Source organism: Bradyrhizobium sp. USDA 10063, assembly GCF_054063735.1.
Window position 1 is genome coordinate 7,961,796 of record NZ_JBSSGP010000002.1, and the last position, 16,775, is coordinate 7,978,570.

A 16,775-nucleotide genomic window follows, 5' to 3' on the forward strand; every position below is an offset into this window, starting at 1 on the left:
AGAGGCATTATGGTGTGGGTCGCAAAGCCGGCCCAACCGCATGTAAGGTGACGCAGCACGTGCTGCGATGCAGACAGCCCCGAACCCGGACGTGCCATAAAACACCACGAAAAGATAGGAGGCGCCATCGCAGAAGGCGTTGACAGCCGAACCCTCATGTAAGGATGAGATGCGGGTGGGGCAGAAGAACAAGCTCACCTATCGCTGGGCTAGAAAGGGATCGCGACCGCGGGCCGCTCACGACCAACGCACGCAATCGACCTACCTGTTCGGTGCGGTGTGCCCGGAGCTCGGAACCGGCGCGGCCCTGGTTCTGCCCTTCTGCAACAGCGAGGCCATGCAGCTTCATCTCAACGAGATCGCAAGCAAGGTCAGCCCTGGCGCCCACGCCATCGTCATCCTCGATCAGGCCGGGTGGCACGGAGCGAAGGAGCTGAAGATCCCGCACAACATCTCGCTGATGCCGTTGCTGCCGCGTTCGCCAGAGCTGAACAGCCAGGAGAATATCTGGCAGTTCATGCGCCAAAATTGGCTGTCAAACCGCGTCTTCAAATCCTATGACAACATCGTCGATCACTGCTGTTACGCCTGGAACGCTCTCATCGATCAGCCCTGGAAGATCATGTCAATCGCGCTCCGCGATTGGGCCTACATCGGTCGATCAATTTGAGGATTGGTACTACTTCCTTCACTCACCTACAAACCAAAAACCCGTTGACATCAGCCTTCGGGGGGCAACCGTCAATCTAAGCGGCCAATCGAGGGATTGCCGCTTCCATCAATCGCAAGAATCGGGTGTTGCGTGTCCCCGCAACCAACGATTCTTGCGAAAGCAAGGCACCCAAAACCCCGGCTTCCGCAAGGAAGTCGGGGTTTTTCTTGTTCGCGGCGAACCGAAGGATCGCAGCCAGGTCGCCGCGCAGCACGATCGCAAGTTCGGCCTGGCACAAGCGTCACCTGATCGACCAGCGTCCGGAACAGCTCAGCCGCCTCGGCCGTGCCGTCCACGCTCAGTAGGCTCTCATAAAGCGCGGCGACCCGCTGGGGGTATATCTCCGCCATGTTCGGATGCAGAAGGGGCGGTGGTTCCTCAGCGTTCGCCGGCAACTCGGTCAGTTCGGCCTTGCGGGCTTCAAGACCACCAATCTTTTCCTTGAGCTGAGCGCCGGGCACACCATCCAGGATGGCTTGGATCGCTCGATCCAAGTCCCGTTGAACGCGTTCCAACTCTTTGCGCTGACTGATGATGTCTGCGCTGCGCTCAATCCGTAGCCGGTTCACCTCGCGAGTAAATTCGTCGCAGAACTCCTTGAACAGCTCGGGCTCCATCAAGTGTGTCCGGAAGCCGCTAAGCACGGAGGCTTCAAGGGCGTCTCGCCTTATGTTCAGGCGGTTTTCGCAGGTGCCCTCATTCCGCGAGGTCGCGCAGCCAAGCAGATCTTTCGAGATCATCGTATAGCCGCCACCACAGCAGCCACACTTCACGAGGCCGGCAAACAGGTGCTTCGGGCGCCGCCGCTCATTCAACGGGTTGTCACCGGGCTCAGACGCCTCATAGGCGAGTGATTTTTGGCGTGCCTTCACCGCATTCCAAACTTCCTGGTCGATGATGCGCATCGCCGGAACCTCCTGAATCACCCACTCGGATTCAGGATTGAGACGCGACACCCGCTTTCCCGTATCCGGGTCTTTCAGATAGCGGAGCCGGTTCCAGACGAGGCGCCCGACATAAAGTTCGTTGTTGAGGATGCCGACGCCGCGCTTCGGGTTGCCATGGATCGTTGACGGCCCCCATTTGGCGTCCTGTGGTCCAGGCACGCCTTCCTTGTTCAGCTCAAATGCAATCGCGCGGGACGACTTGCCGGCAATGTAGTCTGCAAGCATACGGCGTACGACGGCAGCTTCCGCCTCGTTGATCGTCCGATCGCCCCGGATCGGCTCGCCATTTGCCGCGAACTGCTTCACCACGTCATACCCAAAGCAGAGCCCGCCACCGGACTTGCCATCCGCGCCGCGGCCGCGCAGCTCGCGGCGCGTCTTGTCGGCGAGATCCTTCAGGAAGAGGGCGTTCATCGTGCCCTTGAGACCGACGTGCAGATGCGTCACGTCACCCTCCGACAGCGTAACGATACGCACTCCGCTGAAGGCCATACGCTTGAACAGTCCGGCGATATCCTCCTGATCGCGGCTCAGGCGATCCATCGCTTCTGCGAGCACGACGACGAATTTGCCGCGCATCGCATCGCTGATCAGTTCCTGAATGCCGGGACGCAACAGCGACGCGCCAGAGATTGCGCGATCGGTATAGCTGTCGACGACCGTCCAGCCTTGCTTCTCGGCGTGCAGGCGGCACAGCCGTAACTGATCCTCGATTGAAGCATCTCGCTGATTGTCAGATGAGTAGCGGGCGTAGAGCGCGACCTTCACGAGGCGGCCTCCTTACTCCGGAAGGTCTTCTCGCGTCCGGCTATCAGTTTCGGCTCGAACGAAGTCCCGTGCGGCCTGTCGCGCCAGCAGTCGGACCAGGTTGAGGAGGCGTGGATCGCGCTTTGATGACGCAAGCGCAACCGGTTCGCGGGTCGCGTCGGCGACCACAAGAAGCTGTTCGGCTGTTGTACGTCGCGGTCGCGCCACGATCGCGTCCTTGTCCTAGCACGGAATACCCCGCTGCGCGACAATGATGCCCAGTAACGGTGCATCGGCAAGATGAAAATGTATTGCAAGTCAATGGCCTGTGGCGCATCGGAGCGGATGGTGGCGGGTGACAGCGCATGGGGGGCACGGGTCGACCGTCGTCGTAGCCATAATATTTTTGTGAGCGCCCCCCTTGGAAGAGGGGCGTCTGGTCATGGTGGCATCCCCCGGCGGCACCCATACCTTCGAGAGGCCATCTTCATTTGGCGAGACCGATAACAGTTCCACCAGCCTTGCGCTCCAAAGAAAATGCGGTTATATATCTGGATATAGCACGGAGGCACGCGATGAGCAACAGTGCGCAGAAGAGAGCCCTCGAGAATTATCGGACTCGCCTGACTAAGCGTGGCATCGCGCGGTTCGAGATCCAGGCGCTCGACGTCGACCGTGATCTGCTTCGATCCCTTGCCCGGAAATTAACGGAGGACGGTCCGGATGCCGGACAGCTTCGCCGGACCATACGGCAGGCAGTGGCGGGTGAGCCTCCAAAAGCGGGGGGTATTCTCGCCGCGCTGCGTCGCTCACCTATGGTCGGCGCGGATCTTGGCCTCAGCCGCCCGCGAGAAGAGGGGCGTAAGGTCGATCTGTGACGCGCTACCTCCTTGATACCAATATCATCAGCCACATCATAAAGCCGGAGCCGTCGGATTCGCTGCTGGCTTGGATGGGGGCTCAGAAGGACGACGACCTCTTCATTGCTTCGCTTACCGTCGCCGAAATCCGCCGAGGCATCCTAGAGAAGCCAAAGGGCAAGAAGCGCAACAGCCTTGAAACTTGGTTCGCGGGCCCCGAAGGTCCGCAAGCGCTGTTCGCTGGCCGCGTCCTATCGTTCGACGAAAAAGCTAGCCTCGCGTGGGCGCGGCTGATGGCCAACGGCAAAGCTAAAGGCCGTTCGCGAAGCGCGCTAGACACAATCATTGCCGCAGTAGCCGAAGCCAACGAGTGCGTCGTCGTGACCGATAACGAAAAGGACTTCGAGGACATTCAGATCATCAATCCGCTCCGTAGCTCTGGGAGCCGGGAGGTAGGCAGGTGACGATAGCTCGGACGGTCCGGTCGATTCACTTCGAGGATTTCAGCGGCACCGAGTTCGAACGCCTCGTGTTCGCCTACCATCTTTGCGACGGCTGGACTGATCTCGCTTGGTTCGGCCAGACGGGAAGCGACCAAGGGCGTGACATCATCGGCACACGTCCGTTCGACGACCAACCGGACGAGTGCACTGTCATTCAATGCGTCTGACCCAAGCGAAGGCGGAGACCCGCATCGCGCAGCTGCCGCGGCGTCGTCAGGCCCCGCCTTCAGTTCCAGATAGGTCTGCATCAGACGGTCGCGCTGCTCCGCTAGCAGCTCGATCTTCATCGCTCGGGCTGCGAAGACCAGCGCATCCTCGGTGACGCGCCAGAAATCGGCGTAGCGTCGGCCAAGCGTCCTGAGCCGACCATACTCAAACTGCCGCGAGCGCCAGGAGGCACTCAACTCGACGCCTTGCCCGGAAACATCCCCTCAACGCGCGCGAACACCGGACGTGGATCGATGATCGGAAAACCGTCGAAGGCGATCGCCGTGAATGACGAACGCCCTGTGGCGTGCGCCTGGTAGGGCCGCGCTGCCACTGTCGCGACCGAAGCTGCGGCGCCATGGCCGTGAACGTGCGGCGATTGAGGAGCATGTGATCTCATCGAACGAGCAACGACCGTTCACAGAAAAAACGCACCGGCACAATCGCCCGATTTCGGCAGAGACCATTCCAGATTTCAAAACGATCGACGCCTCCTCGCGCGATCGTTCAGGTCAGAGAAGATTCTCGAACGCGTCTCGCGAGCTGCCCTTCACGGCCTGAAGGTGCTGTGCTAATTTAGCGTGGCGGCGAGCCATCGGATTCCGGTCGAATAATCGAAAAAGTGGGTCTTAAGAGAAAAACACATGCGTCAACCGCAACGCGCCATCGTTTCGCTCAGCCTTGCACTCGGGCTCGCCGCCTCGTCCGCCACGGTCCATGCCCAAACTGCAGCCTCATACGACGAGCTTGCCAGGAGCGCGGCGGCGGCGAACGCCGAGAACGGCAAGCGGGTCGCGCCGCTCAAATCGATCGGCAATCCCACGAGTGACGTCTCTCCCGAAATGCAGGCGATCATCGGCGCGCCCTATCCGCCGTATTTCAACGCCGACCCGAAGACCCCAGCGGAATGGAAGGATCTGTTCTTGATCACGGGTGTTCCGGCCATGAAGGCGAAGCTCGGCGTCAAGGTCGAGGAGACCAGTATTGCCGGCGTGCACTGTTTCGTCGTCACGCCGAACACGATCGCGCTCGAGAACAGGCGACGCCTGCTGATCCACGTGCACGGCGGCGGTTACGTGTTCGGCGCCGGCGAAGCGGCGTTGCCGGAGGCCATCATGATGGCGGGCTTTGGCGGCTTCAAGGTGATCTCGGTCGACTACCGGATGCCGCCGGACTTCCCCTATCCGGCCGCGCTGGATGACGCGATGGCGGTGTGGAAGGAGGTTCTGAAGTCGCATGAGCGCCATCGGCTGGCGATCTTCGGCACCTCGACCGGCGGCGCGATGGCGCTCGCGATGGTGTTGCGCGCGAAGGATGAGAGGCTGCCGCTGCCCGCCGCCATCGCGCCGGGCACGCCGTGGTCCGATATCGACAAGATCGGCGACAGCTATGCGAGCAATGAGTGGGTCGACAATGTGCTGGTGACCTGGGACGGATGGCTCGGCCGCGCGGCAAAGCTCTATGCCAACGGGACCAGCCTGAAGAACCCCTACATTTCGCCGATCTACGGTGACTTCAAGGGCTTTCCGCCGACCATCCTGACGTCAGGTACGCGCGACCTGTTCCTCAGCAATACGGTTCGCACCCACCGCAAATTGCGGCGCGCCGGCGTGATTGCCGATCTCAATGTCTATGAGGCGCAGTCGCACGCCCAGTACCAGTTCAACGTCGACGCGCCCGAGACGAAAGAGGCATTCACCGACATCGCCAAATTCTTCGACCGATATCTGAAGCAGTGACCGTGAGGGATTCTGCACCCACTTCGCTCTAAAATGCTCTGATCAGATGCCCGCGCTTGTCGCGGGCATCCGTGTACCTGTAGATTGCCGCGCAATCGGCGTTCAGGAACGGGTGAGTTGCGATGAATTACTTGCTGGTGAAATCCGAACCGTCGGTCTGGTCATGGGACCATCAGGTCGCCAAGGGCGCGAAGGGCGAAGCCTGGACCGACGTGCGCAACTTCACGGCCCGGCAGAATCTCGTCAACATGAAGAAGGGCGACAAGGCGTTCTTCTATCATTCCAACGAGGGCAAGGAGATCGTCGGCATCGCCGAGATCATCAAGAAAGCCTATCCGACCCGACCGACAAGACCGGCAAGTTCGTCTGCGTCGACATCAAGGCCGACAAGCCGCTGAAGACGCCGGTGACGATGGCCGCGATCAAGACGGACAAGAAGCTCGCCGACATGGCGCTGGTGAAGTATTCGTGGCTTTCGGTGCAGCCGGTGACCCCTGAGGAATGGAATACGTCTGCAAGACGGGCGGGCTGCAGCGGCTCACGAACTCTACTGTCGTTCCTGCGAAAGCAGGGACCCGTAACCACAGGCGAGCATTGTTAGAGCGCGCTGTGGCCACAACTCGTTCCAACAATCAACAATTAGGGTAATGGGTCCCGGCCCCGTGCGCAATTGCGTCTGGTCCCGGAGTGGGGGAATCAGCCAAACTGATCCTTCATTCCGGGAGGACCTATGGGCCAGATACTCCATGGCAGCGCCACGACCACGCACGCGATCCGAGCGGCAGTACAGCGATCGACGGCTCCGCTCAAAGAGCTAGCCGGCTCAACACGGCCGCGGACCAGCCGGGCGAGCTTCTCGGCATCCCGGCGGTTTGTTTTGATCCGATCGCCAGGCTTGTGTGGGATCAGGGACGGGGCAATGACAGCACATTCATGGCCAAGGGCTTCGATCTCTCGCTTCAGCCCATATCCCGTCGGCCCAGCCTCGTAGCAAAATCTCAAGCGTAAGCCTGGCCGCGCGAGCTTGCTGACGAGCCGTCGCACCGACGCGTTGTCAGAGGATATTTCACCCAGATAGCGGACCTCGCCGTTGCGCCCGCTCTCGGCAACCGGCCACAGCATGTTTGTGTTTGGCGACGTCCAAACCTACGAAAAGGTCGTTATAATCTTTCATGGTTCGTCCTCCTGGCGTGAGGATGGGCTCCTTGAGCAACCCTCGTTCAATACCGCCAGTGTAGGGCGAACCACCTCACCGCCGGTATCCAGAAAGGACATACGGTCTTACGATCAATTTGGCCGCAGCTCGAATTCTGTGCCTAGCCGGCCGCGGGCAACGTCGCAAGTCGCACCGCATCGCAGCGGCTACGGCCTTGGCCAGATGGTCGTGCGTACCAGCGAGGGTCTGGCGTCAGTGCCGGACAACTTAGTGATCACACAAGGAGCTGCGCACGCGGTTGTTCTGCGCCTCGAAGGAACGCCTCGTTGTGGTGGTGGGAACCGCAGTTCCCCGGGAGCTGCGCAAATATTATCGCGAGAACGTGCAGGACATCGTCTACGGCGCGATGGTGAAGTGAGCCGTCGTCTCCATGGTGCTGCGAACGTCGAGAGCTCGCGGTTCCGGCGTTCCCCACATCCAGCGATGACCGGCGATGCATTTCGACCAGAAAGAAGAGAATATCGCTTTTCCAGACTCAATGAAAAAGAGTTTGGCTTGGACTCGCCCGCCCGCAATTCTCTGAGACTATTGATTGTCAATCGATGGTGCTTGCGCGGAGGAATTCTGATGACGTGCGCCGACTTCTTGGGCGTAATGAAAGCCTGCGCATCGCGAACGTCGTGTCACACGACCTGTTGTTGACGCGCTGACATTGCAATGCGGATCAGGGCTTCTGACCGCTACGATGTTCCAAAAAGTTCCCAGGCTGACAATGGTCTCAATCAGCTCTCTCAACTCGCTGACCCCGCGCAGCGTGAATGCATAGCGCTGCCTGCTTCCGACGCGCGTCTTGCAATACTCGAAAGGGACTACAATGATGCGTTTGTCAAACGCTCTCGCAAGAAACCCGTGACAACAGAGAGCTTGGAGAAGAATGCATGACTAAGCGCCAAATCGGGCCGGCCGTCGCGGCCGCGGTCGTTCTTTGCGTCTCCGCAGCCGACGCGCAACCAGCCCACGACGGCTTCTACTGGATTGGCGAGATGAACAAGGCTTCGGCGGTCATGGTTGTCGACACCAAGATTGTCGACCGCGACCTCGGCGGCACCATTGCCGAAGCTGTTGCTAAAGTGATTCGGGATGGCGAGCGACCGGGGGCGGCTCGTTCTGATGATTACCTGCGCGTCGAGCCCCTGCTGATAGCAGCCGGAGGACCCGACGTTACGCGGCTGCACTCTGGCCGTAGTCGCCAAGGTCCTATCGAAAACTCGTTCGATGCAAACCACGTCTCGCCATTTGATCTCGATGCAGAGGTCGCAAGTCTGGTGACGGCCTCCGCAATTGTCAATAGCGCGTTGCTGGCGGATCTCCTGGACCAATACCGACAAATCCGTCCATGGTTCCTGCTGGCGGCAAGTGAAACGACGCCGAGCAGCATTATGCCGCAAAAGCGGAATCCATTACCGATGCTGCTCGCGCGTGAACAAGCGAGCCGGACTCTGGGCTTAGCTCATAATGTCGTAATGCTTGCGCATAATATTGGACCCGGTGTCATCGAGTATCGCGGCGATGCTGCGAACAACGCGTTGCAAGAGGCAACGCAGCTACAGGTGATCATGACGCGCCTCGTTCGGACTTTGCGATTCGATGGGGCCCGAGCGCTTGAGGAGGTAAACGGCGACTACGCAACTACGACAGAGTTGGCCGACGTGCTGCAGCGAGAGGCCAATATCCCGTTCCGAATTGGCCACCATTTCGCGTCCGAACTCGTGAATTTCGGACGAGGCCACGGCCTACGCGCAGTCGAATTGCCCTATGAGGTTGCGAATCGGATTTTCGCGCAATTGACTAAAGACTTGCTTGGTCAAGAGGCCGCCTTTCCGCTTTCCGAGGCCCGTTTCCGGGAAGTGCTGACGCCCGAGAATATGGTTCGCGCCAGCCGTGGCCTAGGTGGCCCGCAACCTACGCAGGTTGCCCGGATTCTCGCTGTCCAGGAAGCGCAACTCGCAGCAGATGGGAGCTGGCTCGAAGGGCGGCGCTCGGCCCTCGCGCAGGCGAGCGCATTGCTAGATGTGGCCTTCACTCACCTTAAGAACTGTGGCCTCCAAGGACCGGTGAGCTTCAGCCGCGCATAGCGCCGGCTTGTGCCCCTCTTCATTTGGAAACGGCATCCAAACTTCGGGTGGTCGAACGGGATCACATTCTCGCAGCCGTTGCCCAGCAGCCCCAAGCGCGCATCAACGTTCTCCCGCTTCAGGTCGCACTCATCGATACGCTTGAGCAGCTCGTCGAGTTTACGGAGAGCCTGCTAACGTCAAGCACCACGCGCCTCCGCGGCTAGGGCCGGAGAGGAATTATCCGAAAATGCCAGCCCCGTTCATTGCTGGGGTCGTTCACACCGTCAGAGAACTTATAAAGAAGGTCATCGATATCCGACTCGCTCAAGCCGCAAGGGTTCTTTAGGACGGTTTGGTCGAATCCAACATTCCACAAGGTGAGCAGCTCGGACTTCTGGTTCCACCGGGGATGTGCAAAGGTGATGGCCATCAGCCCGGGATATTCCCGAAAGATGCCATTTCGGGTCTGGTGACCTGTAAGATTAGTTTTGCCATCGAATTCGGGCAACGAAAACAATTGCTCACCAGGATTCCCAAACCCGATCTGCCATAGCTCCCCATCGAAACCAAGGAAAGCATTCGATGGCTGGAAAACCTCAAGCAATCCACGGAGCTTTTCGACGATCCCACGCAATGCATCCATATCGGCGATCGCGAGGCCGACATCTATGAATTGTTTTGCGAGGCGCAGAAAGTTGGAACGCACTTTTGGTAAGAACCTGTGTCGATCGTTTGGCAGGAGACGGCGATCATACTGTTGCAGCAGCGATGGATGAAGTCGCAGTCAAAGGCCTGCATCGGCTCGAGGTGCGGGACAGCAAGGGCAATCCGGACAAGGCCGTTCTTGAAGTAAGATATCGCAAAATCCGCATTCTGCCGTCGATTGGCAAGAAGGCGCGCTATCCCGGTCTGACTTTGACGGTAATCCATGCGACCGAAAGGGGAACTCCGAAGAACAGAAAGAAGATCGAATGGAAGCTCTTGACCGATCTTCCAGTGCACTCTCGTAAGGATGCAATCGAGAAGTTGGAGTGGTATTCTCTAAGGTGGAAAATCGAAGTCTTCCACAAGATCTTTAAGTCTGGTTGCAAGGCAGAGGACTTGCAGCTGCGGACCGCGCAACGATTGACAAACCTGATTGCGTTGCTCTGCATTGTGAGCTGGCGTCTATTTTGGATGACCATGCTCAACCGAGCGGCATCAAAGGCACCGCCAGAATTTGCTCTGACCAAGGCCGAAATCAAATTGCTTGATCGGCTTGTCAAAGACAAAAACCCGGTGAGCCCGTTACGAAGGACGCTCTCGCATTATCTGATCAAGATTGCCAGACTTGGCGGTTACCTCGCCCGTGCTAACGATCGGCCACCCGGCAACCTGGTCATGTGGCGCGGATTATCGCGTCTCATCGACATCGCAATCGGAGTTGAAATCTAACCCAGAAATGTGGGTAATCGTAAGCCGACGGACTGGCGCACTGCCGGACCGAGCAAGAAGCAGAGGCCATTAGGGCGGAGCTTCAAGCGAGGCTGGAAGTGTGCGGACTTCAGATGCATCCGACAAAGACGCAGATCGTCTATTGCAAGGATAACAGGCGTCGGCGCACGTATCCGAGGGTCACGTTTGACTTTCTCGGATATCAGTTCAGGCCGCGGCGGGTGGCAACGTCACACCGGAAGGAATTCTTCTGTGGATACACCCCGGCAGTCAGTCCGACAGCTCTGAAAGCCATGCGAGCAACGATCCGAAGCTTGCACATTCCCCGGCAAACGCCGGGGACGCTGGCTGAGATCGCCCAACAGATCAATCCGCTTCTCCGAAGGTGGATAGGTTATTACGGCCGGTTCAGTCGTTCGGCGCTGTTCTCTCTGGTCGACTACGTCAATCAGAAGCTGAAGGCGTGGATCATGCGAAAGTACAAGCGCTTCCGGCTCCACAAAACCGGTGCTTCGCTGTTCTTGCGAAAGTTGGCTCGGGACAATGCGGAGCTGTTCGTACACTGGCGGTTGTTCGGAACGACCACGTTCACCTGATGGGAGCGGTGTGAATCGAGAGGTTCACGCACCGTTCTGCGAGAGTTGCGCCTTGCAAGCGCGTTGAAGTCTGCCGTCTGCGATGACGGCCGCGGCAAAGCCTAGCGAGCAGCCGCGAACCGAGTCTTGCGTGGCGTCCGGTAACGGCCGTTGCGAAGCGTAGACGGGGAGGTTGGACAGGAGCATCGCCTCACGCGTTGCTCAATGCTCGTGGACCCGAGTTCTATCGAAGCCGGGAGACCTGACGTCTGTGCGCAGATCGTGGGTGTTTGCGCGCGTACAGCGAGACCCAGCGCTCTGATGGCATCTGGACCCGCGCTTGTTGCATTCGCGACGAGACAGCATGACATTCTAAAACAACCGGCGGCACTGTCGTTGGCAGGATAAGCTTTTCTCTTGGTAAATGAACAGTTTGAGTCCCTGTTTTCAGGACTGGCACGCTGCTTGCTGGGGGATCGCCCGTAACCCGAGATCGGCCCATGAAAGCCAGGATGTCACCTGCAATCCGCCCGCACCCAGGCACTTCGCACTAGTGCCTGGAACGCGACGAGATCGCAAGGACACTTACCGAAGCGATGTGTAGCGCCGTGGTGAGCAAAGACGCGATTTCGCCTTCGATCCGCGGCTGCATGCATCTGATGGTTCGTTGTTCCGCAAGGAGCGCTTCGCCGCGGATTTTGACGAATCCCTTATGCGCTCCGCAATATGGCGTTCACCCATTTGTGCGGCGGCTGAATAGCTTTGTCTGGCGAAGACCGTAAAACTGGAGAGTATCACCATGAGTGAAACGGCTTTGATCGATAATGTCATTCCGCGTGCCGACGTCATCAAACGCGCAGCGCGCATCGGCGCTGAAATCAGAAATATCAAGCTCTCGGGCGATTTGTCGAACCAGACAATCGCTGCGATCAATAGCCTGCTGCTCGCGCACAAGGTCATCTTCTTCCGCGATCAGAGGCATCTCGACGACGCAGAGCAGGAGCGTTTTGCTGCTCGTTTGGGAAAGCTTGTGCCGCATCCCACGCTCGGTGCCACCAAGGGAACGGTGTCGATACTCGAACTTGACTCCGCCCGTGGCGGTAGCCGGGCCGATGTGTGGCATGCCGATGGGACCTTCCTCGATGCCTATCCCAAGATTTCGGTGCTGCGAGGCGTTGTGATCCCACCATTCGGCGGCGACACGGTATGGGCAAACACCGCGGCCGCTTATCTTGACCTGCCGCAGCCGCTGAAACGGCTAGCCGACGAGCTCTGGGCCGTTCACAGCAACGGCTTCGACTACACCGGAATGGCCCGTACCCGCGAAGTCGACAAGAAGCATTTTGACGAGGTCTTCACCAGAACGATCTTTGAGACCGAGCATCCCGTGGTGCGTGTCCACCCCGAGACAAGCGAGCGCACGCTGGTGCTCGGCGATGTGGTGCAGCGTTTTGTTGGCATCCCGAAATATGACGGCCAAAAGCTGTTCGATCTATTCCAGTCTCATATCACCGCACCCGAAAACACCGTGCGCTGGACCTGGAAAGAGGGCGATGTCGCGATCTGGGACAACCGCGCCACCCAACATTATGGGGTCAATGATTATGGCGACCAGCATCGCGTCGTTCGTCGCGTCACCATTGATGGTGAGGTGCCCGTCAGCGTCGACGGCCGGTGCAGTATAACGCGCCTTAAGGCCAACAAGCAGCCGCCCATGAAGGTCGCGTAGCGCGCTCGCAAATTCACAGAGATCCGGCCGATGTAGACTCTGCTCTTATCGGCGCGTTCGCTGCATATGGTATCCGCCGATCAAGAGGCCTCAGGCCGGTCAGAGCAAGATCTAATCTCGACCACGCGTCTAGGTTTTAGGCGCCCAAGCCCATCCCGCTTGGGTAGGGAAGGGGAGGCTCGCGGGCATCCAGCACGGCTGTGCCACCTGCATTGGGGAGAGAACCTGCTGTCCGAGCGAACCTATGCAGCATCCATCCCGAAACCCGGAAAACCGATCCGTTCTGTTCTAGGGCCGGAGCTGAGAGCAAATGAGCGATCAACGAAGGATTGCAAGGAGATGCAGTACTTCCAGGGCGAGTTGTTTCCGTTCTGCCAGGGCGGCCGTACGGATAAGGAGGAAAGCAGTGTCGAGGGCATGCCTAACTTACCGGCACCGTCATATGGCCGTCACTCACCGGGCCGTTTTCGACTGGTTAAAGCGCGTTGAAAGAGGACGCGCCATCTGTCCAGGCCAAAGGGCTCCTAAAGCCTTGGTCCACCGGCATCGCCTAGGAAGTTATGATCTGATACGCATGGCGAACCTGCTTTCGCCGATGAGCGAGGTTGCGGGCAAGCTTGCGATCGAGGCGGCCGGTATCGCCGCGCGTTTGGCCGGCTACACATGCCCAGTGACACCACTTTGAGACCGTGCCTTCGTGACCCACGGCGACAGCTATGTCGCAGAAAATTTCGATCTCTAGCCGGCAAACGGTATCAGGTCGCTTCGTTCACTCGCAATCGGAAACTCCAAGCCACGTGCCAGCATACTACCAGTGGAGGCCTTTATTCGTCCTGGCCTTCACGCAAATCATCGCAAACTTGCAGGACGTTCGGGCTTCGGCATTATGGCGCGGCTCAACAAGGCAAGCGCAGAGTGCTTTTGAAAGATCCAGATGCCGGCAATCAACTTTGCGGCGCGTTCACGGCGACAGCATTGCATGTGCTTTTCCCGCACACGGCGTGAGCTTTGCGGCACTTATCGATGCGGCGTTCTCTTTGCCAATAAGCAACAGTCACGCCGTCCGAACGATCGCGAGAGCGTTTGACTTTGGCGATTTTTGCTTCGCACCGGGCATAGGGCCGCTTTGGCACGTGCGGTACATTATGAAGATCGACGTGCATCGCTGCGCGTCGTGGACATGGAGATGTCAACGCCGGACAGGACGTTCGCGAGCACTGAGATTTCGTTGCGGCTGTCCGTGTGATGCGAAGTCCAAGTTCCTTCCTCTCCGCCAGCACACACAGAGCTCCAATAAAATCCATAGGTCATTGATTGTCAGACGCTGGATTGCCGAAGTGATGTAAGGACAGATGGATCGTCGGCGGATGCCGAGCATGACAAATCTAGCACGTAATCTTTCGGACTGACCACGCCCCGTCGGTGCGTAATGGCCACGATCGTCGTTTGGCAGGCGAGTTGACGAAGCTCGTTGAACAACCGGCGCTCGGTCTGTTCATCGAGCGCGGAGCTGGCTTCATCAAGCAGCAACAGTCGGGGCTTGGCGATGACCGCACGGGCGATCGCAACGCGCTGCCTCTCGCCGCCACTCAGCAGCTGGCCACGCTCGCCGACCCGGTAGTTCAAGCCTCCCGGCAAGCCAGCCACCTTGTCAGCCAAGCGCACGGTCTGCAGCGCGCGGAACACGTCGACGTCCGAAAGCGGTCGACCCAGCAGCACGTTCTCGCGGATGCTCAGATTCATCATCATGGGCTCTTGAGGCACATAGCCCACATGCGCCAGGTAATCCTCCCGATGCACCGTGGCCAGATCCAAGCCGCCAACGCTCACCATACCGCTGTAGCCCTGATTCATCTGCAGCAGGATTTGCATGAGCGTCGATTTGCCGGCGCCGGACTGGCCCATGATGAAGTTAATGACGCCAGGTTTGAAATCGGCCGACACCTCGGAGAGCACCGGCCCGGCGGCGCGCGCATAGCTAAACGAAAGGGAGCTGATCGATACGATGGGTGGGGCGCAGATCGGTACCGTGAGCCAGGGCGGGAGAGCGCGCACGGGTGGCGGGTGTGCGTCGAGCAGCGCTTGCAGCGGCTTAGCCATGGCACGGGCAACCATGATGTCACGCATTGACATGCCGATAAGCTCGAATGGCCTATTCAGCTGGATTAGGATCATGCTTACAATGACAAGCCCGCTGATCTCGCCTGACCGGTCATAAAGCCACACCAAGAGTCCGAAGATCGACGCGTACTGTACGAATAGGAAGGCGGCTTGCAAAAGGCCATAGCGCAGCCGTACTCTGTAGAAGGTGAGCCAGGCTCGACGCGTGGCGGCGGCTTGGCGATCATACAGATCGGCTACCCAGGCTTCGCCGCGGAACGCTTTGATGCAGACGATGTTTGCGATCACGTTCCCCAAAAAGTTTGCGCCCTCATTGCTCGAGTCCTGCGCCTGCTCCTGGTACTTCCTCGTCACCCTATTGCTGACTAATGTGATCCACACGACCATGGAGCCGTAGGCCAGGACGAACAGTGCCACAACCCAGTTCACCGTGCCGCCCACCGCAAAAAACGACAGCACTACGTCGGCGGCTCCGGCCATCAGCACCATAAGATAGACCTGGATGTAAGTCCTGTTGGACTGATGCCAGCTTTCTACCATTGCGGCAATCTTACCCGGATTATTCTCAGCAAACAGCGTGCTCTCGGCGCGCACGAGCCCAGCCATGATCTTCTTGCTTGATAGGTTGCGAACCTCCTTTTCCAGCCGATTCGAGACAACGATCTTCACGTCCAGCAAGCATCGGGCAAGCGCTGCCGCGCCAGCAAATAATAGCAACAGGCTCAACGTGTACCAGGACGGCCCGCCGGCCAGCGTGGCCACAGCGCGCGAAAACAGCAGCGGCCCGGCGACCGTACAGGCTGACGCCGCAATGGTCGCCAGCACGAAGGCCGCGACAAGGCGGCGAGACGATCGCAGGCTCGCCTTGATGACTTGCCACTGCGGGGGTAGGAACCACCTACCTAACTTCATAAGAGTCCATCCACTCAGCAAGAGCACAGGCGCGAACCATCGCAAAGACTCGCTCCAGTCTTTGCAAGGCCATCAGCTTCACTGGAAGCATATCTCGTGTTCAGCGGTGTCCGGTTGAGGACGTCTATGTCCGGAGCCCGACACTAAGGCGGAAATATTCCGCCGGCGCGGCACGAAACACCTTGGTGTTGCTCCCTTGAAGCAAGACGGGCGCCAAGTTTAGTCAGGCATCGGGTTCGGGCGGAGGCAACGCAATCCAGATCTTAGCCAGCAGCCTCGCAGTGCGAGCTTGATCACGCAGACGTGGCATCTCATGAGGGTTACACGTTGGGCTTTGCCACAGAAGCAAGAGGTACCTGAAATGTCCGACGTAGACCCAATATCGATCCGTATCCGCTCATCACTTATGTCGCCTGTGCTGGCAAGCGCAGTAAGGGTTCGACCTTGAAAACGTTCCAAGGAATCGTTCACGCGGAGGGTGACGCGCTTGGTGCCGGACTGCATATTAATTACTTCGCGCCGCGTTTTCTCAATGTTCGGTTTCAGCCCTCCGACTGCGATCAAGATGTCTTAGCGTCCAGCAAAAGATACCTCGCCGAAGCCGGCAACGATAACGTTGCTTGTCGCCTCGCAGGTCGAACCGAATCGCGGCTAGAAACGCTGGCAGGCCATTCGCCAGCAGTAGCAGCCGATCAGCCCGTACTTTTCAGTCGCATATCGCAGCACCTTATTGAACCGTGGCGGGAACCAAGGAGGCTGTTGCGAATTCTCGCCTCCAGTCGGCATTACGTCGATAAGCTCCCTCGCATTTTCTTCACCCCAGCTCCATCCCCGGCAGGTGACTGCAGCGATACCAAGTCTCGCGGCACGTGCGGCCATCCCGGGCGCAAGAGTCTCACTGATGCGCGCCTCCTTGGCGAATCGGCGCGCTCCATCACGCTGCTTCACCACGATTGCCCACTGTGTCGATACTTTAATCTTGATTACCGCAATGAGCGGCCTATCGACGGTTAATT

Annotated in this window: 13 protein-coding genes and 3 pseudogenes; 12 read left to right on the forward strand and 4 right to left on the reverse strand. The window is 58.8% G+C overall.

The genetic code is table 11. From position 1 onward, the window contains the following. Nucleotides 1-163: 163 nt before the first annotated feature. Nucleotides 164-670, forward strand: a pseudogene (locus ACVJGD_RS39490) (IS630 family transposase); the annotation flags it as partial. 71 nt (nt 671-741) lie between these two features. Here the strand turns inward: ACVJGD_RS39490 and ACVJGD_RS39495 are convergent. After that, on the reverse strand, nt 742-2,427 hold the full coding sequence (locus ACVJGD_RS39495) for a recombinase family protein (RefSeq protein WP_456639211.1): 1,686 nt from the start codon (nt 2,425-2,427) through the stop codon (nt 742-744). A gap of 554 nt (nt 2,428-2,981) precedes the next feature. Here ACVJGD_RS39495 and ACVJGD_RS39500 point away from each other — a divergent pair. From ACVJGD_RS39500 to ACVJGD_RS39525, 6 genes and pseudogenes are all read left to right on the forward strand, one after another. Then, nucleotides 2,982-3,284: a hypothetical protein gene (locus ACVJGD_RS39500; RefSeq protein WP_456639212.1), complete on the forward strand. Its 303-nt coding sequence runs from the start codon at nt 2,982-2,984 to the stop codon at nt 3,282-3,284. Continuing rightward, a complete protein-coding gene (locus ACVJGD_RS39505) occupies nt 3,281-3,730 on the forward strand; it encodes a PIN domain-containing protein (RefSeq protein WP_456639213.1) in 450 nt (149 codons plus the stop codon). The genes ACVJGD_RS39500 and ACVJGD_RS39505 overlap by 4 nt, the downstream gene beginning before the upstream one ends. Beyond that, nucleotides 3,727-3,936 carry a hypothetical protein gene (locus ACVJGD_RS39510; RefSeq protein ID WP_456639214.1) on the forward strand — a complete coding sequence of 70 codons (210 nt, stop codon included), beginning with the start codon at nt 3,727-3,729 and terminating at the stop codon, nt 3,934-3,936. The genes ACVJGD_RS39505 and ACVJGD_RS39510 overlap by 4 nt, the downstream gene beginning before the upstream one ends. Nucleotides 3,937-4,264: 328 nt before the next feature. After that, nucleotides 4,265-4,537: a hypothetical protein gene (locus ACVJGD_RS39515; protein WP_456639215.1), complete on the forward strand. Its 273-nt coding sequence runs from the start codon at nt 4,265-4,267 to the stop codon at nt 4,535-4,537. A gap of 83 nt (nt 4,538-4,620) precedes the next feature. After that, a complete protein-coding gene (locus tag ACVJGD_RS39520; RefSeq protein WP_456639216.1) occupies nt 4,621-5,715 on the forward strand; it encodes an alpha/beta hydrolase in 1,095 nt (364 codons plus the stop codon). 122 nt (nt 5,716-5,837) lie between these two features. Continuing rightward, a pseudogene (locus ACVJGD_RS39525) lies at nt 5,838-6,246 on the forward strand (EVE domain-containing protein); the annotation flags it as partial. Nucleotides 6,247-6,549: 303 nt separating this feature from the next. On the opposite strand, the pseudogene ACVJGD_RS39530 reads toward ACVJGD_RS39525, so the two are convergent. Next, nucleotides 6,550-6,889: pseudogene (locus ACVJGD_RS39530) on the reverse strand (IS110 family transposase); the annotation flags it as partial. Between the two features lie 920 nt (nt 6,890-7,809). Here ACVJGD_RS39530 and ACVJGD_RS39535 point away from each other — a divergent pair. Continuing rightward, nucleotides 7,810-9,006: a hypothetical protein gene (locus ACVJGD_RS39535; RefSeq protein ID WP_456639217.1), complete on the forward strand. Its 1,197-nt coding sequence runs from the start codon at nt 7,810-7,812 to the stop codon at nt 9,004-9,006. 202 nt (nt 9,007-9,208) lie between these two features. On the opposite strand, the gene ACVJGD_RS39540 is transcribed toward ACVJGD_RS39535, so the two are convergent. Then, entirely contained in the window at nt 9,209-9,694 is a 486-nt protein-coding gene (locus tag ACVJGD_RS39540) for a hypothetical protein (RefSeq protein ID WP_456639218.1), read from the reverse strand. A 26-nt stretch (nt 9,695-9,720) separates the two neighbouring features. Here ACVJGD_RS39540 and ACVJGD_RS39545 point away from each other — a divergent pair, with 26 nt between their 5' ends. The 3 genes from ACVJGD_RS39545 to ACVJGD_RS39555 all read left to right on the forward strand — a co-directional run bounded on the left by ACVJGD_RS39545 (nt 9,721) and on the right by ACVJGD_RS39555 (nt 12,726). Continuing rightward, complete coding sequence (locus ACVJGD_RS39545) at nt 9,721-10,422, forward strand: IS4 family transposase (RefSeq protein ID WP_456640529.1); 702 nt, start codon at nt 9,721-9,723, stop codon at nt 10,420-10,422. Between the two features lie 293 nt (nt 10,423-10,715). Beyond that, the gene (locus tag ACVJGD_RS39550) at nt 10,716-11,018 is read left to right on the forward strand and encodes a group II intron maturase-specific domain-containing protein (protein ID WP_456639219.1); all 303 of its coding nucleotides are present in this window, start codon (nt 10,716-10,718) and stop codon (nt 11,016-11,018) included. A 778-nt stretch (nt 11,019-11,796) separates the two neighbouring features. Beyond that, nucleotides 11,797-12,726 (forward strand): TauD/TfdA dioxygenase family protein, encoded by a 930-nt coding sequence (locus tag ACVJGD_RS39555; RefSeq protein ID WP_456639220.1) that lies wholly within the window; start codon nt 11,797-11,799, stop codon nt 12,724-12,726. Between the two features lie 1,317 nt (nt 12,727-14,043). Here the strand turns inward: ACVJGD_RS39555 and ACVJGD_RS39560 are convergent. Further along, nucleotides 14,044-15,759 (reverse strand): ATP-binding cassette domain-containing protein, encoded by a 1,716-nt coding sequence (locus ACVJGD_RS39560; RefSeq protein ID WP_456639221.1) that lies wholly within the window; start codon nt 15,757-15,759, stop codon nt 14,044-14,046. 399 nt (nt 15,760-16,158) lie between these two features. Between ACVJGD_RS39560 and ACVJGD_RS39565 the strand changes: the two genes are divergently transcribed. Further along, a complete protein-coding gene (locus ACVJGD_RS39565) occupies nt 16,159-16,773 on the forward strand; it encodes a DUF938 domain-containing protein (protein WP_456640530.1) in 615 nt (204 codons plus the stop codon). Nucleotides 16,774-16,775 lie beyond the last annotated feature (2 nt).

Coding starts and splice junctions, on each gene's coding strand:
- ACVJGD_RS39520 (WP_456639216.1), top strand. CDS start 4,621: ATGCGTCAACCGCAACGCGCCATCGTTTCGCTCAGCCTTGCACTCGGG.
- ACVJGD_RS39555 (WP_456639220.1), top strand. CDS start 11,797: ATGAGTGAAACGGCTTTGATCGATAATGTCATTCCGCGTGCCGACGTC.
- ACVJGD_RS39550 (WP_456639219.1), top strand. CDS start 10,716: ATGCGAGCAACGATCCGAAGCTTGCACATTCCCCGGCAAACGCCGGGG.
- ACVJGD_RS39535 (WP_456639217.1), top strand. CDS start 7,810: ATGACTAAGCGCCAAATCGGGCCGGCCGTCGCGGCCGCGGTCGTTCTT.
- ACVJGD_RS39560 (WP_456639221.1), bottom strand. CDS start 15,759: ATGAAGTTAGGTAGGTGGTTCCTACCCCCGCAGTGGCAAGTCATCAAG.
- ACVJGD_RS39515 (WP_456639215.1), top strand. CDS start 4,265: ATGACGAACGCCCTGTGGCGTGCGCCTGGTAGGGCCGCGCTGCCACTG.
- ACVJGD_RS39500 (WP_456639212.1), top strand. CDS start 2,982: ATGAGCAACAGTGCGCAGAAGAGAGCCCTCGAGAATTATCGGACTCGC.